Raw genomic sequence first — 22715 nt, forward strand, 5'->3', positions numbered from 1 at the left:
AAGGAGGATTAGATGAGTATATTATTAGGTGTAATAGCAGATGACTTTTCTGGTGCTAGCGATGCAGCCTCATTTTTTGCAGAAAATAAAATCAGGACAGTTTTAAGTAATGGAGTGCCTGATGAAAATGATGAAAATTTAAATACTATTCTAAATAAAGATGCGGTACTTGTAATAGCATTAAAAATCAGAAGCGAGAGAAAAGATTTAGCCTTAGAAAAAGTAGATAAGGCATATGAGTATCTATGTAATAAAAATACTGAAAAAATATTTTATAAATATTGTTCTACATTTGATTCTACACCAAAAGGAAATATAGGACCTATTACAGATTTTTTATTAGAAAAAATGGATCAAAAATATACAATTTTGGAACCAGCCTTGCCAGTAAATGGAAGAGAAATAAAAGATGGCAAGTTATATGTGGATGGTCTGGAGCTTCATAAAAGTCATATGAAAGATCATCCTTTAAATCCTATGTGGGATAGTAGAATTAGCGAACTTATGAAAGATCAAGGTAAGTATAAAACAATAAATATTTCTAGAGACTTTTTAAATAAGGGAAAAGAAGAAATAACTAAAATATTTGAATCCAAAAAAGATGAAAAAGAAAAGTATTATCTTGTTCCAGATTACTATGAAGAAGGCGATGATGATCTTATTATAGATGCTTTTGGTGATTTAAAATTACTAACTGGTGGAAGTGGATTAAATACTGCGATTTCTAAAAAAATCAAAAGAGAAAAAGATATAAATAAATTTGATTTAGAAAGCAAAAATAAAGGAAAAATAATTTATATAGTAGGATCTTGCTCAAAAATGACCCTAAAGCAAATTGATAATTTTAAATTTAAGAAGGTCAAAATAGATATTGATAGTCTAATGAAAGAACCGGGTACCTATATAGAAAAACTATTAAAAGAAGTTGATGATAAAGTAATGTTTTATAGTAGTGACGATGCTGTTACTTTGGATAAATTACAAAAAAAATATGGTCAAGAAAAAATAACTGAAAACTTAGAAAAAGTATATGAATCATTAACAAAAGAAGCACTAGACCAAGATTTTAATAACTTTATTATAGCTGGAGGCGAAACTAGTGGAGTTGCAACTTCTACTTTAGGTTTTAAAACTTATTATATAGGTGAAAGTGTTGCAGCTGGAGTTCCAATTTTAATGCCAGTAAATAATGATAAAGTAAGACTGGTTTTGAAGTCAGGTAACTTTGGTAAGGAAGATTTTTTCAATAAAACTTATGAGATGATAGTAGGTTAAAAATGAAAGAAAAAGATTTAAAAGATTTAATTTGGGTTTCTAAGGCCTTGTTTGATAGAAATAAAGTATCAGGTTCGACAGCAAATATTAGTTTTAAAGATAAAGATATAATATATGTGTCAAAAACAGGCTCATGCTTTGGAAATATGAATGAAAATAGTTTTTCTGTTTTAAAAAATGATAAAGTTATTTCTGAAAATAAACCAAGTAAAGAATACCCGATGCATAAATTATTATACGATATTGATGATAAATATAAGTGTGTAATTCACACTCATAGTACTTTTATAACATATTGGTCTTGTATACTAGAATCTGAAGATAAAACTATTGACTTAAAATGTAAAACTCCATATTTAAAAATTAAAGTTGGAGACTTGGGTTGGGTAAAATATAAGGATCCAGGAAGTCAAGAACTTTTTGATGAGCTAAAGAAAAGTATTGATAAAAATATAAAAGCCTATGTTATGGAAAACCATGGAGTGATAGTAGTAGGAGAAAGCATTGAAGAAGCTTTTTATATGATTGAAGAAATAGAGGAATCAGCGAAAAATGCTTTTTTGCTAAGTTTATAAATATTTTATAAGTAAATAAGAGAATTTAAAGAAGTAGAGCTTTCTACTTCTTTTTTTATAAATGTATTTAAGAAATTTAAAAAATAGTATATTTTGGGTATAAGTAAAGTAATAAAACTTGGAGGATGGTATGTTTTTATTTTTTGTATGTTTGATTATTCCTATTTCTTTCTTTTTTATGTATTTTTTCTTAAAGAACAAGGCTGGTAAAAAAATTTCAAAATGGTCTGGTTTTAGGACTAGGCTTTCTATGAAAAATGAAAAAAATTGGGAAATTGGAAATCTTTATGCTAGCAAATTGTCTTTGATTTTTGGGATAATTAGTATGGTTATGACCTTGTTTGTTTTTTACAAATATGATTTGAATGATAAAATTGTTTTGATTTTAGTTGGAATCCAAATTGTTTTTTTGATTTTGATTAGTGTGCTTAGTGAAATAAAATTATATTTTGTGAATAAGGAAGGGAGTGTTTGAAATGATTATTTCATTTTCAAACAGTCCCTATTTGATTTTTATTTTATATTTAATTCTTTATATTCGTAGCCGTTATCTTCTGCTATTCCTTCGTTTGTAACATATCCATCGTAAGTATTAACTGCAGAAATTATTTCTGGAGATTTTTCGCAGGCATTTTTTAGTCCAAGATTTGCTATTGTTTTTACATATTTTGTTGTTGCGTTTGATAGGGCATAAGTTGATGTCATAGCAACTGCTCCTGGAATATTTGCAACAGCATAATGAATTACTCCGTGTTTTACAAAAACTGGATCGGTGTGGCTTGTTGGATGTCCTTTTGTAATATCTGTTGAACCACCTTGGTCGATTGCAACGTCAACTATTACTGATCCATCTTTCATTTGTTTTACCATATCTTCTTTTATAAGTTGTGGAGCACGTCTTCCTGGAATTAAAACTGTGGAGATTACTAAATCTGCATCTTTAACAGAATCTTCAATATTTATAGGATTTGAATAGAGTGTTTCTATTTTATCTGGGAAAATATCTTGTAATCTGCTCAAAGCGTCAATATTTACATCCAAAACTGTAACTCTTGCGCCCATTCCTACAGCAATTCTTACAGCACCAGCTCCAACAGTACCAGCTCCAACAATTACAACGTGAGCAGGTCTTACTCCTGGAACTCCTTGAAGTAAAATTCCTCTTCCGCCTTCAGGCTTTGTTAAATATCTTGCGCCTTCTTGAACCGCCATTCTTCCAGCAATTTCACTCATAGGAGCTAGAAGTGGTAATTTGTTATCAAGTTTTAAAGTTTCATAAGCTATGCCTGTAACTTTTTTATCGACTAATTCTTTTGTTAATTCTTCATTACTTGCAAGGTGGAGATAAGTATATAAAATCAAACCTTCTCTTAAATATTTATATTCTTCTTTTAAAGGCTCTTTTACCTTGTAGACAATATCAGATTTTTCCCAAACGTCTTTTGCTGAATCGACAATTTTTGCGCCAACATCTTCATAATCTTTATTTGTAATACCAGAATTTAAACCGGCATTATTTTCAATTAAAACTTCATGACCAGCTTTAACTAATTCCGCAACAGCGCCAGGCACAGTTGCAACTCTAGATTCTTGGTCCTTAATCTCTTTTGGTATTCCTATTATCATATTTCCTCCTTATATATTTCGAAATATCTCAATTAAAATATACCCAAATCAAATAAAAAATCAAAAATTTTAATTATTTTTCATTAAAAACAAATTTTTCCAAATAGTAAGCAATTCCATCATCATCATTTGATTTTGTAATAAAATCAGCTTTTTCTTTCATAAAATTAGCACCATTTTCCATAACCACACCAAGGCCTGCCATCTCAATCATGGTTTGATCGTTCTCCTCATCGCCAAAAGCAATCACATCTTTCATATCCATATCAAAATATTTGGCGATTTCAACAAGACTTTCTCCCTTGCCAATTCCCTTTGGCATAATTTCATAAAAATAAGGAGTAGATTTTACCTGAGTAGTTTTATCAGAAAATTTATCCATCAATTTTTTTGCATCATCATCAATCAAGTTAGGATCTTGAGAAAACAAAATTTTATTAGGAGCAAAATCCAAACTATAAGCCAAATCATCAATGACTTCATAATGAGTAAAGGCTTTTTGACAAATTTCCTCAAGCTTGTAAGTTTTAGAAGAACTTGTAATAATTTTATCCTCAGTGTAAATAATATAGTGCATAAAAAGATTTTTTTCGCTAAATTGCAAAATTTCTTTTGCAAGGTCAAAATCCATAGGATGATTAATAATTACATCCTTTGTTTTATAATTAGTAATTCTTCCACCATTAAAATTAGAAATAAGCCCACCATATTTTTCAAATTCCAAAATATCCGCAAAAGGATAAACCCCAAGAGGATCACGCCCAGATGCAATAACAACAATATGACCAAGCTCTTGCGCCTTAATCAAAGCATTTTTAGTTTTTTCAGTAATCTGCCTTTTCGAATTTAACAAAGTACCATCTATATCAACTGCAATAATTTTTTTCATAATGACTCCTTTATTCTCTTATTTTATAATTATATTAGAGAAATTATATAATTCAAAAATCAAACTTCCATAAGTATGAGGAAAATGTTTGTGTGGAGATTTGTTTTTTTAATTATTATAATGTTTATACGAGGTGGTTAAATGATTGAAACAAGAATGAAACAAATATTCGACTACTTAACTTTAGACTATGATTATCACACCTCTAAAGATATAGGAAAAGAAATGGAATTATCTTCAAAAACTATAAGAAAAGAGATAGATCTATTGAACTTAGTAATTAAAGATAAGGGAGCGATAATAGAGTCTAAAACAGGGAAGGGATTTAAATTTAAAATTAAGGATCAAGATAAATTTAAAAGTTTCCTAAAAAATGATTGGTATAAATATGCTTACTTTCAACAAGGTGGAGGTGATAAAGATAGCAGATACGAAAATATTTTGAGAATGTTTTTATTTTCTAGTTCATATATTAAGCAATATGAATTAGCTGAAAGTTTTCATGTAAGTGAGTCACAAATAAATAAAGATTTACCAATAATAAAAAAAACTTTGAATAATTACAAGCTAGATTTAATTTCAAAACCATATTATGGAATGAAAATTGAAGGTAGCGAGAAAAATATAAGACTTGCAATAAAAAATGAAATAGGAGTAGATCCAAAACTTTTTGATGGTGATGAAAATAAAGAGCTTTTTAATAAAATTCAAGAAATAATAGATAATATAGATTTTGGTGAAGATTACTATATGCCTTATGTTAATTTTAAAAATTTAGTTATCCATATCTATATTTCTATATTAAGAATTAAGCAAAAAGAATATGTAAAATTGCCAAAATCAGTAGAAAAAAAGCTTGTTTCATACGAAGAATTCAAAATTGCAAATAAAATTGTTGATAGCTTAAAAGCTAAACTAGAAATAGAAATTCCAAATCAAGAATTAGTATATATAACCATGCACTTAATTGCAAAAAACACAATTAGGGATCAAGAAAAATTATCTTCAGAAATCTTAAAGTTATCTCAGGATATAATAGATGAGATATATAAGGTATCAAAATATGATTTCAGATCAAACATAGAATTTTATTTTGCTTTAGCAACACATCTTGGACCTTTAATATATAGGATAAAATATGGATTTAATATGAAAAATCCTATACTTGAAGATATAAAAAAAGATAAGATTTCTTTTATGTTAGCGACAATCGGCTCAAACATAATAAATGATAAATATATGACAAAATTATCAGATGACGAAATAGGATATATTGCATTACATATAATGGCTGCAATCGGTAATAATTCATCTAATAAGAAAAATATTCTTATAGTATGTGGATCAGGCAATTCTTCTGCTCAAATAATGAAATCACAACTTATGAAGCAATTTGAAGGAAATATTGAGAACATAGCAACAACAGATGTTAGAAATTTAAAAAAATTTGATATTGATAGATATGATTTGATCATATCATCAGTAAATATTAGCGATAAATTTGATATGTCAGTTATATATGTAGATGTTATTTTTTCAAAAAGTGATTTAAATAAATTGAAATTAGCATTTGAGAATTCTAATCTAGATGAGATATACAATATATTTTCAAACTCAATATTTGTTAAAGACAAAGTATTCAAAAACAAGGATGAAGTTCTAGAATATATAGCAGAAAAAATTTCCACAAAATCAAATTTTCCAAATAATAAAGCTTTAAAACAGTTGATAAATAGAGAGAAGATGGGTCAAACATCTTTTGATAATATTGCTATACCACACATATTTGACCAAGTTGATGGAAAGTCATATTCAATAATAATAATGTTAAAAAAACCGATAGATTGGAACGGTAGAAAAATTAGACTTATTTATAGCTTGGTAATCGGAAAAGATATAGGAGATATGAAATTTTACTATGAGAAACTGGGAAATTTCTTATCAAATAAAAATCTTATATCAGAATCGCTAACAGCTGACGATAAAATAAAATTTATGAAGATATTTTTAAAGGAGGAATAAGCAGTTTTATGGATGAAAATCAAAAAGTATACGAGTTAGTTTTTAATATAATTGTCCATGCAGGTGAAAGCAGAAGCTTATCATCAGAAGCTATGGATGCTGCAGAATTATATAAGTTTGATGAGGCTAAATCTTTATTAAAAAAAGCTAACGATGAATTTATAAAATGCCATGAAATTCAAACAAATATGCTCACTGAAGAAGCAAATGGAGAAAAAAATAAAATAAACATTATATTAGTCCATGCACAAGATCATCTTACAATGGCTACCATGGCAATGGAAAATGCAAAAAGGTGGATAAAATTAAATAAAAAATTACAAAAAATGGAGGGGAAATATGAAAAAAGTAATTCTTGTATGTAATGCAGGTTTATCTAGTTCTTTAATGGCAAAAGAAGTAACTAAGCAATTGCAAAAGGATGGACATGAAATATATGTAGAAGCAACTACAATTTCAAATAGTGAAAATATTTTTAAGTCTGATGAATATTCTATGATATTATTGAGTCCTCAAATTAGAATGTATTTTGATGAATATAAGAAAAATGCTGACGAATTTGGAAAAATTATAGCTCAAACACCTTTTAATGCTTATGCCCCAACGCCTATGGGTGTCAAAAATATGGAAAATATTATCCTAGAAAATATTTATAAATGAGGATATAATGAAAATTTCATGGGATTATTTAGATAATCGTTATTTGCCTGATTGGTACGCAAATGCAAAATTCGGAATTTTTATCCACTGGGGTCCATATAGCGTTCCATCATATAAAATTGTAGTTGATAAACAATTTGGTTCTTATGCAGAATGGTATTATGCCACAGTTTATGGAAATTATGGCGATAATAAAGATTCATTTCATAAAAAAGTTTATGGAAATAAAGAGTATAGGGAATTTGGATATGATTTTAAAGCTGAATTATTTGATCCTGATTCTTTTGCTGAAATAATAAAAAATTCAGGAGCCAGATATGCTGTACTCACATCAAAACATCATGATGGATTTTGTTTATGGAAAACAGATAATGTTCACAAAGTCAATTGGAATAGTGCAGACATAGGTCCTCATAGAGATTTAGTAAAAGAATTGTCAGAGTCTATTAGAAAAAAAGGCATAAAATTTGGGCTTTATTATTCAATTATTGATTGGGAGAGTGTACCATCTCACAGATGTGATGGAAGATATTTCATACCAATGAAAGATGTAAAAAAATATGGATTATCTAAGGAAGTTTATTTAAAAGAAGTATTGCAAAAACAATTATATGAAATTGTAAATAAATTTAAGCCTAGTTTAATATTTGCCGATGGTGGAGAATGGGATTTAACGGAAGATGAAGTTAAAGTTAAAGAATTTTTATACTGGTTATACAACAAATCTCCGGTAAAAGACGAAGTAGTAGTTAATGATCGCTTTTATAAAGGAATGGAAGGAAAGCACGGTGATTATTATTCAACCGAATACAATGATAAGGTTTTAGAAGAACATCATATATTTGAAGAAAGTAGGGGGATAGGAAAATCATACGGATATAATAGATTAGAAAAACTAGAAGACTATTTAACAAGTCAAGAAATAATTAAAAAATTATATAAAACTGTTTCTAAAGGCGGAAATTTTTTATTAAATATTGGACCAAGAGCAGATGGGCAAATACCAACATTACAGGTCGAAAGGCTAAAAGAAGTAGGAAGATGGTTAGAATTTTGTGGAGAAGCCATATTTAATACTAGAGCAAATTTTAAATTTATTAATAGTACTACAAATGAAAAATTTAATTATTATTTCATAAATCCTCAAAAAGAAAATGAATTTAAAATTGAAAATAAATTTTTGAAAGAAATAGGAAAGAATGTAGATGTATTGGGAGTAGAAAATAATTGCAAAATTAGTGATGGAAAACTTTTAATAAATAATAAGTATGAATATTATAATCAAATTATTAATTATGATGTAATAGTTTTAAGAAAAAATAAAAAGGAGTAAAAAATGGAAAAAAATAACAAATTTAATAAGTTTTTAAACGATAAATTAGTTCCTTTAGGTGCAAAAATTTCAAATCAACCTCACTTAAAAGCTATTCGTGATGGAATGGTAGCTGCTACACCTGTGGCATTATTGGGTGGAATGACATTAATTGTAACATCGCCTCCTGTAAATTTGGAAACTATGAAACCTACAAATATATTTTTCCAATTTTTAATTGCATGGAAACAATGGGCAATGCAACATGGTCTAGGGATAGAGCTTTTATTTAGATCATCAATGGGTTTAATGGCTCTATTTGTATGTATGGCAATTTCAAACTCACTTGCTAAACATTATAAAATGCAATCAATGAATACAATGATTATTGCAGCAGTTTCATTTCTTATAACATCAGCACCTTCAAATCTTGTTGTATTTTCAGATATATTAAACAAATCAAAAACTATTGAAAAAGCTCTTGAAGGACAAAGTATGGCTTTACCAATGAATTATTTGGGAGCAGAAGGAATTTTTACAGCAATAATTATAGGACTGTTAGTAACGGAGTCAACAAGATTTTTACAAGATAGGGGACTTCTTATAAAAATGCCAGAAGCTGTTCCAGAACCGGTTAAAGCATCATTTGCGTCAATTATTCCTTTGGTAGTTAATGTTGTTGGTATTTTTTTGATTAGTTTATTAGTACAATCTTTAACTGGTGGATTATTAATTCCAGATTTAATAAAGAAATTATTCTCACCTTTTGTATTTGCTGTTGATTCAGTAGTAGGAATATTTTTGATTTCAATTGTAACTCAATTATTATGGGTAGTTGGTCTTCACGGTTCATCAATTGTAAGTGGTTTAGTTGGAGCTTTTGAATTAGGAAATTTAGCAGCAAATGCAGAAGCTGTAACAAAAGGTTTAGCACCAGAATTTATTTACACTGAACCATTCCGTGCATTTTTTATGATATTAGGTGGGGCAGGTGCTACTATAGGATTAAATATTTTAATGCTAAGAAGTAAAGATAAACAAATGAGAACATTAGGTAAGTTAGCTATTTTACCATCTATATTCAACATTAACGAACCAATTATTTTTGGGGTTCCTATTGTTTTAAATCCAGTATTAGCGATACCATTTATTGGAGTTCAAACTGTTAATGGAATTTTAACATATATTGTGATGAAATTAGATATTTTAGGAAAAACTTATACTTATGTTCCTTGGACAACTCCAGCACCTATAGGTGCAGCTATAGCAACTATGAGTATCATAGCTTTCTTTTGGATAATTTTTTTAATTGTTTTAGATATTTTGATGTGGTATCCATTTTTCAAAACATACGAGAAACAATTACTAAAGGAGGAAAAAGAAGTTGGTAAAGAATAAAACTTTATGGGGAGCTGCAACAGCTGCTTATCAAGTTGAAGGAGCTGTTAGAGAAGATGGAAAAGGTCTAACAAGTTGGGATGTTTTTTATGAAAAAAATGACTTGGGTTATGATGGAAATATTGCAGTAGACCATTATAATCGTATGAAAGAAGATGTAAAATTATTTCATGAAATTGGGCTTGAAACTTATAGATTTTCTATTTCTTGGGCACGCATATTACCTAATGGAAGTGGTAAAATAAATGAAAAAGGATTGAATTATTATAGGAATTTAATTAATGAACTATTAAAATATAATATTGTTCCATTTGTAACAATATATCATTGGGACTTGCCACAAGCTCTTATGGATAAAGGCGGATGGTTAAATAAAGAAGTAATAGATAACTTTGTTAGTTATTCAAAGATTTTATTCGAAGAATTTGGAGATAAGGTTCCACTTTGGGCAACAATAAATGAACCTATGTCAGAAGTTGTAGAAGGATATGTTCAAGCTAGCCATCCACCACAAATGAAAAATTCTTATATGGAAGCTCTTCAAGTATCTCATAATTTTAATGTTGCAAGTGCAAGAGTTATAAAACTATTTAGACAAATGAAATTAAGTGGGAAAATTGGAATAGTATTAAACCCAATGCCATGTTATTTGTTAGAAAAAAATGAAAAAAATATTGAAGCTTTAAATTTTGCAAAAGATTATTTATGCGATTGGTATATTTCTCCAGCGACAATAGGGGAATATCCCAAAAATATGCTAGAATATTGTAAAAGTAATTTTAATTCACCACATATAACAGATGAAGATAGAAAATTAATGAAAGAAAATATAGGCGATTATTTAGGCATAAATTACTATATGAGAAGAGTCATAGAAGCAGAAAACTTGGATTCAAAATTTATTGAAGATAAATTTAATTTTATAAAAGTTCCAGGAGGTCAGTATACTAAATGGGATTGGGAAATTTATCCTAAAGGCTTATCAGATCTTTTACTTCACATTAAAAATGAGTATAAAGATATGGAAATTATAATCGCTGAAAATGGAATGGGATTTGATGATCAGCCTGATAAATATGGCAGTTTTGAAGATGATGAAAGAATTGATTATGTAAAAAGGCACATAGAAATAATAGAGTATTTAAAAGCAAAAAAAGATATAAATATAAGTGCTTATTACGTATGGTCTGCAATTGATTTACTATCATGGACAAATGGGTATCAAAAAAGATATGGACTAATAGGCGTAGACTTTGATACACTCGAAAGAAAAATAAAAAAAAGTGGATATTGGTACAAAAATTTCATTGAAAATTATGGTTAAAAAATTTCTATTAAAATTAAAAAAACTTTTATGAGGTGCTACCTTAATTGGTAGTATCTTTTTTATTAAGTTTTTGTACTGTAATTTTTCACATACCAATCAAAACTATTTAGGAATTAAAAATTTTTTAATGATAAAAATTGAAAATAAAACCAGATTTTAACTTCTTGTAACATAAGTTACCGATTAAATATTTTTTATTTTGTATTATAAGAATGTAAGAAAGATAAAAAAAAGAAAGGATTTTATTATGTTTTGTTTTCAATGTCAAGAAACAGCCGGCAACAAGGGTTGTACTAAGGTTGGTGTTTGTGGAAAAAATGAAAATACTGCAAACAGCCAAGATTTATTAATTTATGTTACAAAAGGACTTGCTGAAGTTTTAAATAAAATAGAGAATGTTGATTCTAAATATTATGATTTAATTTCAAATAATATGTTTGTTACAATCACAAATGCAAATTTTGATGAGGAAGATATTTTAAGAAAAGCAGAAAAAACTTTAAAGGCTAAGGATAAATTAATTGAAGAAAATAAACTTGAAAATTTATCTGATGCAGCAAAATATACAAGTGATGATAGGGATGAGCTAAGAAGAAAGGCTATTGAAGTTGGAGTTTTAAATATAATAAATGAAGATGAAAGGTCTTTGGTTGAACTTGTAACTTATGGCTTAAAAGGAATGGCAGCTTATAATCATCACGCAAATGTTTTGGGCTATAGAAATGAAGAAGTTGATAAATTTATCGCCCAAACTTTGGAAAAAACTTTAAAAGATGATAAAGATATTAATGATTTAATAAATTTAACAATGGAAACTGGAAAACATGGTCTTATGGCAATGGAGCTTTTGGATAAGGCAAACACAGAAAAATTTGGCAATCCAGAAATCACAGAAGTTGATTTTTCTGCTGGAGATAATCCTGCGATTTTAATTTCAGGTCACGACCTTAATGATATGGAAATGCTACTTGAACAAACAAAAGGTTTGGGAATAGATATTTACACCCACTCAGAAATGTTACCTGCAAACTACTATCCAAAATTCAAAAAATATGACCACTTCCACGGCAATTATGGAAATTCTTGGTGGAGCCAAAATGAAGAATTCCAAAAATTCAACGGACCAATTTTGATGACAACAAATTGTATAGTTCCACTTAAAAAAGATAATGACTATCTTGATAGGTTATTTACAACAGGAAATGCAGGATACCCTGGTGCAAAACACATAAAAGCTGATGAAAATGGCAAAAAAGATTTCTCTCAAATTATTGAGATGGCAAAATCTTGCAAGGCTCCAGAAAATTTAGAAAATACAAAAATTGTTGGAGGCTTTGCTCACAATCAAGTAGAAGCACTTGCTGGCGATGTAGTAAAAGAAATTAAGGCTGGAAATATTAAAAAATTTGTCGTAATGGCAGGATGTGATGGAAGACACAAGGGCAGATCATATTACACAGAATTTGCCGAAAAATTGCCAAAAGATTATGTGATTTTAACAGCAGGCTGTGCAAAATACAGATACAACAAATTAAATCTTGGAGATATAAATGGAATTCCAAGAGTTTTAGATGCTGGTCAATGTAACGATTCATATTCTTTGGTAAAAACTGCTTTGTTATTACAAGATGCCTTTGGACTTGAATCAGTAAATGATTTGCCACTTGAATTTAATATAGCATGGTATGAGCAAAAAGCTGTAATAGTTTTATTGGCTTTGTTAAGTCTAGGAGTGAAAAATATTCATCTTGGACCAACTCTCCCAGCATTTTTGTCAGAAACAGTTGTGAATTTCTTGGTAGAAAATTTTAATATTTCCCCAATTACAAATGTAGAAAAAGATTTGGAAATAATTACTGCATAAAAAGAAAAAATAAATTTATATACATTTAAAAATATTTCCCCAAAATTTAAAAATTTTTTTGGGGAATTTTTTATTTTGAAATTAAAATTTAATTAAATATTTTGGAAAATTTTTTAAATCAAATTTGGAAAAAGTTTTCTTGTATGTTATCATAAATGTAGAGAGGTAATATGTATTATATTGGTATAGATATTGGATCAACTGCTAGTAAGTATGTTGTCCTAAATAATGAAAAAAATGAAATACTTTATAAAGAAGTTATAAGCAGCGGATGGAATAGCAAAGAAACTGGCAGAAAAATAATCAAAAAGCTAGAAGATTTGGGATATGAAAGAAAAGAAAGTCATATCACAGCTACAGGTTATGGAAGAATTGCCGTAGATTTTGCTGATAAAATTATTACAGAAATTACTGCCCACGGCAAGGGCGCACATTTTTTGGGCTCAAAAGATAGAACTATAATCGACATTGGCGGACAAGATACAAAAATAATTGTCCAAAATGAAGATAGGGTTGTGGATTTTTTGATGAATGATAAATGTTCGGCTGGAACTGGGAAATTTTTGGAAGTTATGGCAAATAGGCTTGGTCTTGATTTGAAAGAATTTTTTCAAATGGCAAATAAAGGCAAGGACATAGAACTTTCTTCAACTTGCACAGTTTTTGCAGAATCTGAAGTTGTTTCTTTGATGGGAAAAGGAACAAAAAGAGAAGATATTGCAAGTGGAGTTATAAATTCTATTGTGTCAAAAGTTTCAAAGCTTGCTCAAAAAAAATCTGATACTGATGGATATTTTCTTACTGGTGGTTTTTCAAATAATGAATACATAATGAAAGCTTTGGAAGAAAAACTTAACAGTAGTGTTAAAAGTCATCCCGATGGCAGATTTGCGGGAGCGATTGGAGCTGCTATTTTATGAAGATAAAACTAGAAGATTTGAGAAGAGAAGCCTATGTGGATGCAATATATGCAAAAATGGAAAATGACAATGTAGTTGGAGTTTTTTCAGATAAGTTTGATGCTCTCTTGATCTCTTATGGTTTTATTGTTTACCCAATTATTGGACTTGATAGTTATGTATTTGATTACTACAAATTAGAAAATGTATGTGATCCAATTAATTCTACAATTGCCTATCTAAAAACTAAAAAATGCCCCTTGATATATTCTTCAAAATTTTTTGTTCTTGATGATTATTGCAAGAAATTTAATGAGTATTTGGAAAAAAATACTGACAAAAAAATTGTTTATGAGAAAGATTTAAAAAATTTTCTTGAAAATTTGGACAATAGAAATTTTGATGAAAAAATATATTTTGAAAGTCTTGGAAAAATCGAAAAAATTAATCAGATATTAAAAGATTTACAAGAAAGTGATATTAGTGGGACTTTGCTTTTTAAATTAGAATTTTACATAAGATTTATTAAAAACTTAGATGATAGGATTTCTTTTTTATTAGAGATAAAATCCAAATATAAAAAGAAAAACATAAAAAGAAAAATTATAAAAGCAACTTGTCCATTTGCTATAAGCGATATTATCGACAAAAAAGTTTACGAAAATTATAAAATAAGTAAATCAAAAAATCCAGATTTTACTTTCAAAAATTGTATCTATAAGGCGGATAAAATTTTAACTTATGAGGAGATATAAAATGGATAAAAATCATAAAATGTGGGACGATTTGAGTATGGATCTTGATAAGCACGATTTATTGTGCGAAGTTTTACCACAAGCTTTTGGGGATGTTTTTTTATCACAAGAAAACAGACCAGAAAAAATGGATTATTTTAATGCAGTTACAGCAGATATTCACGGAGTAAGACCTGCTGAATTGATTGAGGCTCAAAAAAATGGACAAAAAGTTATAGGAAGTTTTTGTATCCATGTTCCAGAAGAAGTTGTTTGGGCAGCAAATGGAATTTCTACAGGACTTTGCTCAGGCTCACAATTTTGGGTTCCAGGTGGAGAGAAAAAATTGCCAACAGCAACTTGCCCTTTGATAAAAGCATCACTTGGCGCAAGATTTGATAGAACTTGTCCATTTTTTAGAATAGCAGATTTATTTGTTGGAGAAACAACTTGCGATGGCAAGAAAAAAGCTTGGGAAATTTTGGCAGAAGATGCCCCAATGTATATAATGGATATTCCACAAATGAAAAGGGACGAAGATTTCCAAAAATGGGAAAAAGAAATCAAATTATATATTGATAAATTAGAAGAATTAACAGGAAATAAAGTAACAGCAGAAAGCTTGCACGATGCAATTGTAATGATAAATAACAAAAGACGTGCAATGCAAAGACTATACGATTTTAGAAAATTAGATAATGTGCCAATTTCAGGAAGAGATACACTTTTAATTACACAAATTTCATTTTTCGATGATCCAGTAAGATTTACCCAAAAAGTAAATGAACTATGCGATGAACTTGACAAAAGAGTTAAAGAAAATGTATCTGTATTTAAAAAAGGAACAAAAAGAATTCTTCTTACAGGAACTCCACTTTCAATTCCAAACTGGAAACTTCATCAAATAATCGAAACAAACGGTGGAGCAGTTGTTGGAGAAGAATTGTGCACAGGAATTAGATATATAGAAAATCCAGTAGACGAAACAAAGGGCGATTTGGATACAGAAGTTAAAAATCTTGCACAAAGATATTTGGGAAGTATAAATTGTGCTTGCTTTACACCAAATACATCAAGAATTGACGATATAATCAGACTATATCACGAATACAATGCCGATGGAGTAATCGACATCAACCTTAAATTCTGTAATATTTATGATACAGAAGGATATTTTGTAGAAAAAAGATTAAAAGAAGAAAATATTCCTTGCATTGGAATAGAAACAGACTACACAGACGAAGATGCAGAACAATTAAAAACAAGAATTGGTGCATTTATAGAAATGCTTGACTAATGAAATATTTTATTTTAGTAGAAAATGCAATGATTGCGACAGAGCTTTTAGAAATTTTGAGAAAAGAAAAAATAAAAGCAACCCTTGCGCCAACGCCAAGACAGGCTAGCCATGCTTGTGGAGTATCAGTTTATCTATACAATAAGGAAGATTTAGAAAAAATTGAGCCATTAGCAAAAGAAAATAAGATAAAAATTGATGAAATTTTTGAATCAAATTTAGATTTTAATACAAAAAGAAATAAATTTTTATAAGCAAATAGCGATGAAGAAAAAAATTCATCGCTTTTTAATTTGAAAAAATTTAATAAAAGATATAATTTTAGTAGAGGTGGAAAATGAATTTAAGACAAATACCAATTTTTAAAAATTTATCAGAAAAAGATTTAGAAATTTTACAAGAAAATATAAAAATAGAAGAAAAAATTTATGAAAAAGGCTCATATATTTTTAATCAAGGCGAAATAAAAGAAGATTTATATTTTTTAATAGAAGGTTCAATTCTAGTCGCAAAATTTGATGCAAATGGCAAAAGATCTATAATTCAAACATTTAATCAAAAAGCAATTTTTGGAGAAGTTTATGCTTACCTAAAAGAGCCTTACGATTTTTCAGCCTATGTTCAAAAAAAATCAAAATTATTAGTAATAAAAGAATTTAGAAAATTAATTAATGAAACTATGCCAAAATCATTTTTGATAAATTATATAGATTTAATTAGCAAAAAATGTCTTGTTTTAAGTCAAAAAAATCAAATAACAAATCAATTTACCCTAAGACAAAAAATAGGAAATTATTTGTTGATTGAAGAAAACGATGGCAAAATTATTTTAGACCAAACGAGAGAAGAACTAGCAGATTTTCTAGCAACAACACGACCATCCCTTTCGAGAGAATTATCAAATATGGCAGATGAAAATATAATAAAAATAAAGGGAAGAGAAATTTATATTTTGGACAAGGACTTGTTGAAAAATTTATTGTAAAAAGTTTATTTTTATACAAAATAATTTATTTTATTGCTGTAATCTGATATAATAATAAAAGAAATTAAAAAATATATAAAAGGAGGTCTGCGATTTTTTCGCAAGTAAAATGAAAAAGAAAAATATACAAAAAATAGCTTTGATAATGGCTCTTTCAAGCACATTTATAATTAATGGAGCAAATAAGGCTATAGCTGATGAAAGCGTTTACAAAGATTCTACAATTGAAAATCCTTCTGGAGAAAAAGACACAAAGGCAAAAACTTACGAACAAGCAAAAGAAAATTACGATAAGGCAAAAGATAATCTTGATAAAGAAGAAAAAAATCTAGACCGAAGCCAAAAAGATTATGAAAATTCCAAAGAAGAAGAAAAAAATCTTGAGAAAGAAAATAAAAATTTGGAAGAAGAAAATAAAAAGGCAAAAGAAGATTTAGATTCAACAGTAGAAGATTATAAATCTCAAAAAGAAAAAGATTTAGAAAATGCAAAAAACGAAAAAGAAATAGCCGAAAAAGATTTAAAAGAAAAAGAAGAAAAAACAAATCAGGCAAAGGAAGATCTTGATAAGGCAGATGAAGAAGAAAAGAATGCCAATGCTGACTTTGAAAAAGAAAAAGAAAAAAATCCAAATGCTGAAGAAAGTTTAAAAGATGCCGAAAATAAGAAAAAAGAGGCAGAGGAAAAACAAGATCAAGCTCAAAAAGATTTGGAAGAAAAAAGTGAAAGCCTAAAACAAGAAGAAGAAAAATTAAATTCACTTAAAAAAGAACAAGAAAATTTGAAAAATGACCTTGATAAAGCAAATGAAGAATTGGCTAAGATTAAAGGTGAAGAAAATAATCTATCAAACGAAATAGATGAGATAAAAAAATCTATTGGAGAAGTAAGCGAAGATAGCCAAAGCTACAAAGATTTACAAAATAAGCTAGGAGAAAAAGAGCAAGAACTTATAAAAATTAAAGAAAATCTTGAAACATCAGAATCAGATAAAAAATCTATTGAAGATAAAATATCAAAACTTCAAGAAGACATTGAAAATCTAAAAAAAGAAAATGAAGAATTTAGTAAAAAACTTGATGAATTAAATAAGGAAAAATCACAAAAAGAAAAAAGCAAAACTGAAAAAGAAAATAAGCTGAATGCAGATAATACCAAGATAGAAAATCTTTCCAAAGAAAATGAAAATTTACAACAAACAATAGATGAAGAAAAGAAAAATATAGAAAATCTTAATAATGAAAAAACTAAAAAAGAAAATTCTATTAAGGGAAAAACTGCCGAAAAAACAGAGCTTGAAGAAAATCTTAACAGCAAAAAAGAAGAATTGAAAAAATTAGAAGAATCTTTGAAGACTGTAAGCGAAGAAGAAAAACAAAAAGCAAAAGAGCAATGGGACAAAGGCTCTGTAGGATTTTTTGAACATAACAAATCACAAAAAGCTCTTGATGTATTTACAAAACTTCCAAACAATGATAGGGCTAAAAAAATTGGTCAAGAGTATTTGGCTGCAAATAAAAATATGTCATCTGATGATTCTAGAAGTCTTGAAAATATGAAAAAAGCTATTGAGGCTTTAAAAGTTGTTAATGAAAAAAGACAAAAAGATGGTGGAATTGATGGAAGAAAATTAAGTGTTCTAAAAATCAGCGATTTTGATATGGCAGTTGCCCAAGCAAATGCGAATTATTCAGCTAATAAAATCGAACACGCAGGAATTCATCAACCACCTTTTGAAAATTTACACTGGGGTGGATCTGACAAAGGAAAAGAAGCAATTCAAGGCTGGTGGGATCAAGAAAAAATTTTATTTGATTATTTGAGAAAAAAAGGCTGTAAAAGTAGAGAAGAGATGGGATACTATATAGCTTTACACAGCGACGAAATATTTAAAGATACAGGAATATCAAAATCTTTTCAACAAATAGGACACTACACAAATCTAGTAGATGATTTGATGTGGGGGCAATTCAAATTTGGAGACTCTTATACATCTGGATATGCTATAAGACCAGGAATGTTTGGATTCGTTCAATCTCTTCAATTAAATTATACTAAAGAAAATACAGCGTATACTATAGAAGAATACGAAAAACTTTTTGATGATTATTGTACAAATCTTCAAAATTTAATGAATGGAATAAAAACTCCTAGCGAAGAAGATTTGGCAAAAATTGAAGATCTAAAAAAAGAAATTGCTGATTTAGAAAAACAAATTGCAGCTAAAGATTCTGAGATTGCAAAAGAAAATGAAGACCTACAAGCTATAAATCAAAATCTAGAAAATAAGAAAAATGAAAATCAAGAAAAAATTAATAAACTTGAAGCAAATAAAAGTGAAATTCAAAGATTAGAAAAAGAAAAGGAAGTCTTAGAAAGTGAAATAAATAGTTTAACAACTGAAATTAATGAGCTTGATACTAAAATTGCAAATCACATAGCTTCTAATAAGGAATACGGAGAAAGATTAACAAAACTAGAAAATGATTTAGCTAGTACAAATAAAGAACTTGAAGATAAAAATAATGAAATAAAAACACTAGAAGATGCAAAAACAAAAGCAGAAGAAGAAAAAATTAATCTTCAAAATCAAATTTTAAGCTTAAATGAGAAAAGAAAAGCTTTAGAAAATAATTTGACAGACAAACAAAAACAATTAGAAGAAAAGAAATCAGAAGAAAATTCTAAAAATGAAGAAATAAATAAATTAAATGAAGAAACTAATAAGCTAAATGAAAATATAGAAAATACAAATAAAAATATAAGTGATTTAAAAACTAAAAAAGATGAAGCGGCAAAGGCTCTTGCAAAGGCTAACGAAGAATTAAAATTAGCAAATGAATTATTAGAACAAAAAAATCAAGAGTTTGAAAGTTATTCTAAGGCAAAAGAAAATCTAGCTAAGGCAAATAGAAAAGTAAAAGCTATGAAAAAAGTTTTTGAAGATTTAAAAAAATCAAAAGAAGATGCCGAAAATAATTTAAAATTGAAAAATGAAAATTTAGCAAAGGCTGAGGCTGATTTTGAAATTGCTCAAAATATAGATTTAAATAATCCGCAAAGTTATGAAAATATTGAAGAAATAAATAAAAAGGCAAAAGCAAAAGAAAAGGCTCAAATTGCTTTGGATAAGGCAAAAGAAAATCTTGATAGACAAAAAGAAAAAACAAATAAATTAAAAGATGAATTTGACGAAGCTAAAAAAAGATACGCTATGGCTCTTGCAGATTTCAATTTTGCTCAAAAAGATTTGGAAAGATTTATGTCTGTAAATATAAATCTTGATCTTGATGGAGGAGATTTAAATGGAGTTTTGGGAAATGTAGCAATAAAAGGACAAAGAAATACAAAATATAAACTACCAAAACCAATGAAAAAAGGATTTAAATTTTTGTATTGGAAAGATGGAGATAAAATTTATTATCCAAATTCTGAAATTTATTTAAAAGATAATATTAATTTAAAAGCTTATTGGCAAGAATTAAAAGAAGGCAAAGAAAAAGCACAAAGACCTAAACAAAAAATAAAAACAAAGGATAATCAAAGCAAAATAAAAATCGAAAGTCCATCATCAAATAATCCAAAAACAGGAGTAGGAAATAAAATATCCACAATTCTAACAAGCTCACTAAGCGGATTATTGTATGCTTTATTAAGAAAAAGAAAATAAAAAATTGAAAAAATAAAACTACCAGCAAAAAACTGGTAGTTTTATTTTTTATTTATATATATTTTAGGTAAATTAAGCGTTTATAACAGTTTATATTTATATATGTAATCTGTAGTCAGTTGAATTTTTTAAAAAAAATTTAATATTTTTCTATAAAAAAAACGCCCCGATAAAGGGACGATATAAACGTGTTGCCACCCTAATTCGCAAAATAAATTTTGCCTCATTAGTAAGACTAAAACGCAGTCAACGGGAAGCTTATGTATTATACTTCCAACTCCAAGCCTCTATTCAATTAAAAATATCATAGTTCCTTTCAGCAAACGAAACCTCTCTGCGATTAATATTTTTTAATTTACTTAACTCTTCTTCGTATTGATAAAATAATACCATGCATTTTACACTTTGTCAAATAAATTTATAAATATTTTAATATTTCACTTTTAGAGTGTAGCAAAGATTTTTTGATTTTTATAAAAATAATTGAATTTTTAAAATTAAAAACTCTCACAAATTAATGTAAGAGTTTTTCCTATAAATTTTCTACCAAATTTTTAATTTTATCTCTAAATTCTTTTGCGATTTTTATTTCAAAATTTTCGCCGGCTGTTTGGAAGTAGTGGTTTAATTCTTTCACTGATTTTGCTATTTCTGGATTTTCTTTGCCACTTTCTTCTTTTATTTTGCTTGCTTTTTCTAAGTAGGTATTTATTTCTTCTACAATTTGCATTGTTTTGTGTTCTTGGTCGTTTTCTTCTAATAAATATCTAAGTGTCCATTTTATATTTGTTGGAGTGATTGCTGCTTTGTGTTCTATCACAATGCCGTTTTCTCTCATTTTATCTATAAATGGAAACAAATCATTTTCTCCAAAATCTTTAAAAAACGCAAAGGTAAAATCAAATTCTTTTATATATTCTCCCTTGGATTCTATTTTTTCAAAACCATCAATTTCTGCAAGGTAGCCTACTTTTTGGTCAACATCTTCCATGCCAATTATTTTTAATTTTACATTTTCTTTATTGCACAAAATTCTTAATTTTTCTTTTTCTATATCATTAGCGTTAAATAAAATTATTAAAGCCATACACTCTCCTTTTATTTTTAATTATTATTACTATACCCAAAAAGTTATTTTGCTCACTTTTGGGTATAATATAATAAGAGAAAAATTTGGGGAGAGATTTATGAAAGATTATAATTATGAAAATACTAGAATAAAAGAAATTAATAAATTACTTGATGAGGCAAGAGAAGCCCTTGGAGTTTTGCAAAGAGCAAGTATAAGAGTGGGAAAGGCGTCTGATTATTCTATTACTGGTCTTGTTGGACGAAATATTGTTGGAGATTTTTTAAGATCAAATAAAAATAATGTAATTAATAAATCGATTGATAGAAGTCAAGATGTTTTATTAAAACTTCATGCTGATTTATTGATTTTTGATCCAAATCTTGCAAGTATTCTAGATCTTCCTTATAAACTTAGTGAATTTTCAAGACCTAGAAATGCTCTTTCTGATATGAAATTAAGGATTGATATGAGAAAAAAGAAATTGGATATTCAAAAATCCGAAAAAAAACTTATCACTCTTATAAAAAAACTTTCTAAGGAAAAATCTAAGGAAATAAATAAAATTAAAAAAGATATTGAACTTAAATCTTTTGAAAATTAAATATTTTGGGATAAGATCACCTTTTTACTTATTTATAAGTAGGAGGTGATTTTTTTATGGAAAAAATTTTTAAAGGAGAAAGTATGGACAAATTTAAGGACTTAGTAAAAATCTTTTTTACTATTTTTGGCTCATTAATAGGATTTTTTCTTGGAGATTTGGATATTTTCATTTACTCTCTTACAGCTTTTGTAATTTGCGATTATATTTCTGGAATTATAAGGGCGGGATTTGAGAGAAAATTATCATCAAAAATAGGCTTTAAAGGAATTTTAAAAAAGATTATGATTTTTATAATAGTAGGAATTGCAAATATTTGCGATAAAAATTTGATTAAGAACCAAGCTATGATAAGAAGTTCGATAATATTTTTTTATATTGCAAATGAGGGACTTTCAATTCTTGAAAATGCCCTTGCTATAGATTTGCCAATTCCTAAAAAATTAAAAATACTTCTTGAACAATTCAAAGAAGAAAAATAAAAGATTTAGAAAAAGCATTGGACTTTT

The 22715-nt window shown here is 27.9% G+C and carries 21 protein-coding genes and 1 other annotated feature; of the genes, 18 read left to right on the forward strand and 3 right to left on the reverse strand.

Annotation, left to right across the window (positions count from 1 at the left end; all coding sequences use genetic code 11):
* The first annotated feature begins 12 nt into the window (after positions 1 to 12).
* The 3 genes from otnK (at position 13) to HMPREF2782_RS04065 (ending at position 2325) form a co-directional block, all read left to right on the forward strand.
* On the forward strand, positions 13 to 1275 hold the full coding sequence (otnK, locus tag HMPREF2782_RS04055; RefSeq protein ID WP_070641053.1) for a 3-oxo-tetronate kinase: 1263 nt from the start codon (positions 13 to 15) through the stop codon (positions 1273 to 1275).
* 2 nt (positions 1276 to 1277) lie between these two features.
* The gene (locus HMPREF2782_RS04060) at positions 1278 to 1850 is read left to right on the forward strand and encodes a class II aldolase/adducin family protein (protein WP_070641055.1); all 573 of its coding nucleotides are present in this window, start codon (positions 1278 to 1280) and stop codon (positions 1848 to 1850) included.
* 130 nt (positions 1851 to 1980) lie between these two features.
* On the forward strand, positions 1981 to 2325 hold the full coding sequence (locus HMPREF2782_RS04065; RefSeq protein ID WP_070641057.1) for an SdpI family protein: 345 nt from the start codon (positions 1981 to 1983) through the stop codon (positions 2323 to 2325).
* A gap of 38 nt (positions 2326 to 2363) precedes the next feature.
* Here HMPREF2782_RS04065 and ald read toward each other — a convergent pair whose 3' ends face one another.
* A complete protein-coding gene (ald, locus tag HMPREF2782_RS04070) occupies positions 2364 to 3476 on the reverse strand; it encodes an alanine dehydrogenase (protein ID WP_004839233.1) in 1113 nt (370 codons plus the stop codon).
* 73 nt (positions 3477 to 3549) lie between these two features.
* Positions 3550 to 4365, reverse strand: coding sequence for a Cof-type HAD-IIB family hydrolase (locus HMPREF2782_RS04075; protein ID WP_070641059.1), 816 nt, complete (start codon positions 4363 to 4365; stop codon positions 3550 to 3552).
* A 141-nt stretch (positions 4366 to 4506) separates the two neighbouring features.
* Between HMPREF2782_RS04075 and HMPREF2782_RS04080 the strand changes: the two genes are divergently transcribed.
* From HMPREF2782_RS04080 to HMPREF2782_RS04140, 13 genes are all read left to right on the forward strand, one after another.
* Positions 4507 to 6387: a BglG family transcription antiterminator gene (locus HMPREF2782_RS04080; protein WP_070641061.1), complete on the forward strand. Its 1881-nt coding sequence runs from the start codon at positions 4507 to 4509 to the stop codon at positions 6385 to 6387.
* Positions 6388 to 6395: 8 nt separating this feature from the next.
* Positions 6396 to 6752, forward strand: a complete 357-nt coding sequence (locus HMPREF2782_RS04085) for a PTS lactose/cellobiose transporter subunit IIA (protein WP_070641063.1) — start codon at positions 6396 to 6398, stop codon at positions 6750 to 6752.
* The gene (locus tag HMPREF2782_RS04090; RefSeq protein WP_070641065.1) at positions 6727 to 7047 is read left to right on the forward strand and encodes a PTS cellobiose transporter subunit IIB; all 321 of its coding nucleotides are present in this window, start codon (positions 6727 to 6729) and stop codon (positions 7045 to 7047) included. Before HMPREF2782_RS04085 ends, HMPREF2782_RS04090 begins: the two co-directional genes overlap by 26 nt.
* Before the next feature lie 7 nt (positions 7048 to 7054).
* The gene (locus HMPREF2782_RS04095) at positions 7055 to 8380 is read left to right on the forward strand and encodes an alpha-L-fucosidase (protein WP_070641067.1); all 1326 of its coding nucleotides are present in this window, start codon (positions 7055 to 7057) and stop codon (positions 8378 to 8380) included.
* 3 nt (positions 8381 to 8383) lie between these two features.
* Positions 8384 to 9757, forward strand: a complete 1374-nt coding sequence (locus HMPREF2782_RS04100; protein WP_070641154.1) for a PTS sugar transporter subunit IIC — start codon at positions 8384 to 8386, stop codon at positions 9755 to 9757.
* The gene (locus HMPREF2782_RS04105) at positions 9744 to 11081 is read left to right on the forward strand and encodes a glycoside hydrolase family 1 protein (RefSeq protein WP_070641069.1); all 1338 of its coding nucleotides are present in this window, start codon (positions 9744 to 9746) and stop codon (positions 11079 to 11081) included. The genes HMPREF2782_RS04100 and HMPREF2782_RS04105 overlap by 14 nt, the downstream gene beginning before the upstream one ends.
* A gap of 250 nt (positions 11082 to 11331) precedes the next feature.
* On the forward strand, positions 11332 to 12948 hold the full coding sequence (gene hcp / locus HMPREF2782_RS04110; protein WP_070641071.1) for a hydroxylamine reductase: 1617 nt from the start codon (positions 11332 to 11334) through the stop codon (positions 12946 to 12948).
* 170 nt (positions 12949 to 13118) lie between these two features.
* Entirely contained in the window at positions 13119 to 13868 is a 750-nt protein-coding gene (locus tag HMPREF2782_RS04115; protein WP_070641073.1) for an acyl-CoA dehydratase activase, read from the forward strand.
* Positions 13865 to 14602, forward strand: a complete 738-nt coding sequence (locus tag HMPREF2782_RS04120; protein ID WP_070641075.1) for a hypothetical protein — start codon at positions 13865 to 13867, stop codon at positions 14600 to 14602. The genes HMPREF2782_RS04115 and HMPREF2782_RS04120 overlap by 4 nt, the downstream gene beginning before the upstream one ends.
* Position 14603: 1 nt before the next feature.
* Positions 14604 to 15878, forward strand: a complete 1275-nt coding sequence (locus tag HMPREF2782_RS04125; RefSeq protein ID WP_039920570.1) for a double-cubane-cluster-containing anaerobic reductase — start codon at positions 14604 to 14606, stop codon at positions 15876 to 15878.
* Entirely contained in the window at positions 15878 to 16132 is a 255-nt protein-coding gene (locus HMPREF2782_RS04130) for a putative Se/S carrier protein (RefSeq protein ID WP_070641077.1), read from the forward strand. The genes HMPREF2782_RS04125 and HMPREF2782_RS04130 overlap by 1 nt, the downstream gene beginning before the upstream one ends.
* Positions 16133 to 16215: 83 nt before the next feature.
* Positions 16216 to 16863, forward strand: a complete 648-nt coding sequence (locus HMPREF2782_RS04135) for a Crp/Fnr family transcriptional regulator (protein ID WP_070641079.1) — start codon at positions 16216 to 16218, stop codon at positions 16861 to 16863.
* Positions 16864 to 16972: 109 nt separating this feature from the next.
* The gene (locus HMPREF2782_RS04140) at positions 16973 to 20533 is read left to right on the forward strand and encodes a hypothetical protein (RefSeq protein WP_070641081.1); all 3561 of its coding nucleotides are present in this window, start codon (positions 16973 to 16975) and stop codon (positions 20531 to 20533) included.
* A gap of 170 nt (positions 20534 to 20703) precedes the next feature.
* Positions 20704 to 20913, reverse strand: a binding site (T-box leader).
* A 152-nt stretch (positions 20914 to 21065) separates the two neighbouring features.
* On the opposite strand, the gene HMPREF2782_RS04145 is transcribed toward HMPREF2782_RS04140, so the two are convergent.
* Positions 21066 to 21620 (reverse strand): DUF3783 domain-containing protein, encoded by a 555-nt coding sequence (locus HMPREF2782_RS04145; RefSeq protein ID WP_070641083.1) that lies wholly within the window; start codon positions 21618 to 21620, stop codon positions 21066 to 21068.
* A 100-nt stretch (positions 21621 to 21720) separates the two neighbouring features.
* On the opposite strand from HMPREF2782_RS04145, the gene HMPREF2782_RS04150 reads away from it, so the two are divergent.
* Positions 21721 to 22206: a hypothetical protein gene (locus HMPREF2782_RS04150; RefSeq protein ID WP_019118406.1), complete on the forward strand. Its 486-nt coding sequence runs from the start codon at positions 21721 to 21723 to the stop codon at positions 22204 to 22206.
* A gap of 83 nt (positions 22207 to 22289) precedes the next feature.
* Positions 22290 to 22688, forward strand: coding sequence for a phage holin family protein (locus tag HMPREF2782_RS04155; RefSeq protein WP_070641156.1), 399 nt, complete (start codon positions 22290 to 22292; stop codon positions 22686 to 22688).
* The last annotated feature ends 27 nt before the right edge of the window (positions 22689 to 22715 follow it).

Source organism: Anaerococcus sp. HMSC068A02, from assembly GCF_001811125.1.
In the GTDB taxonomy this organism is placed as follows: Bacteria; Bacillota; Clostridia; order Tissierellales; family Peptoniphilaceae; genus Anaerococcus; species Anaerococcus vaginalis_C.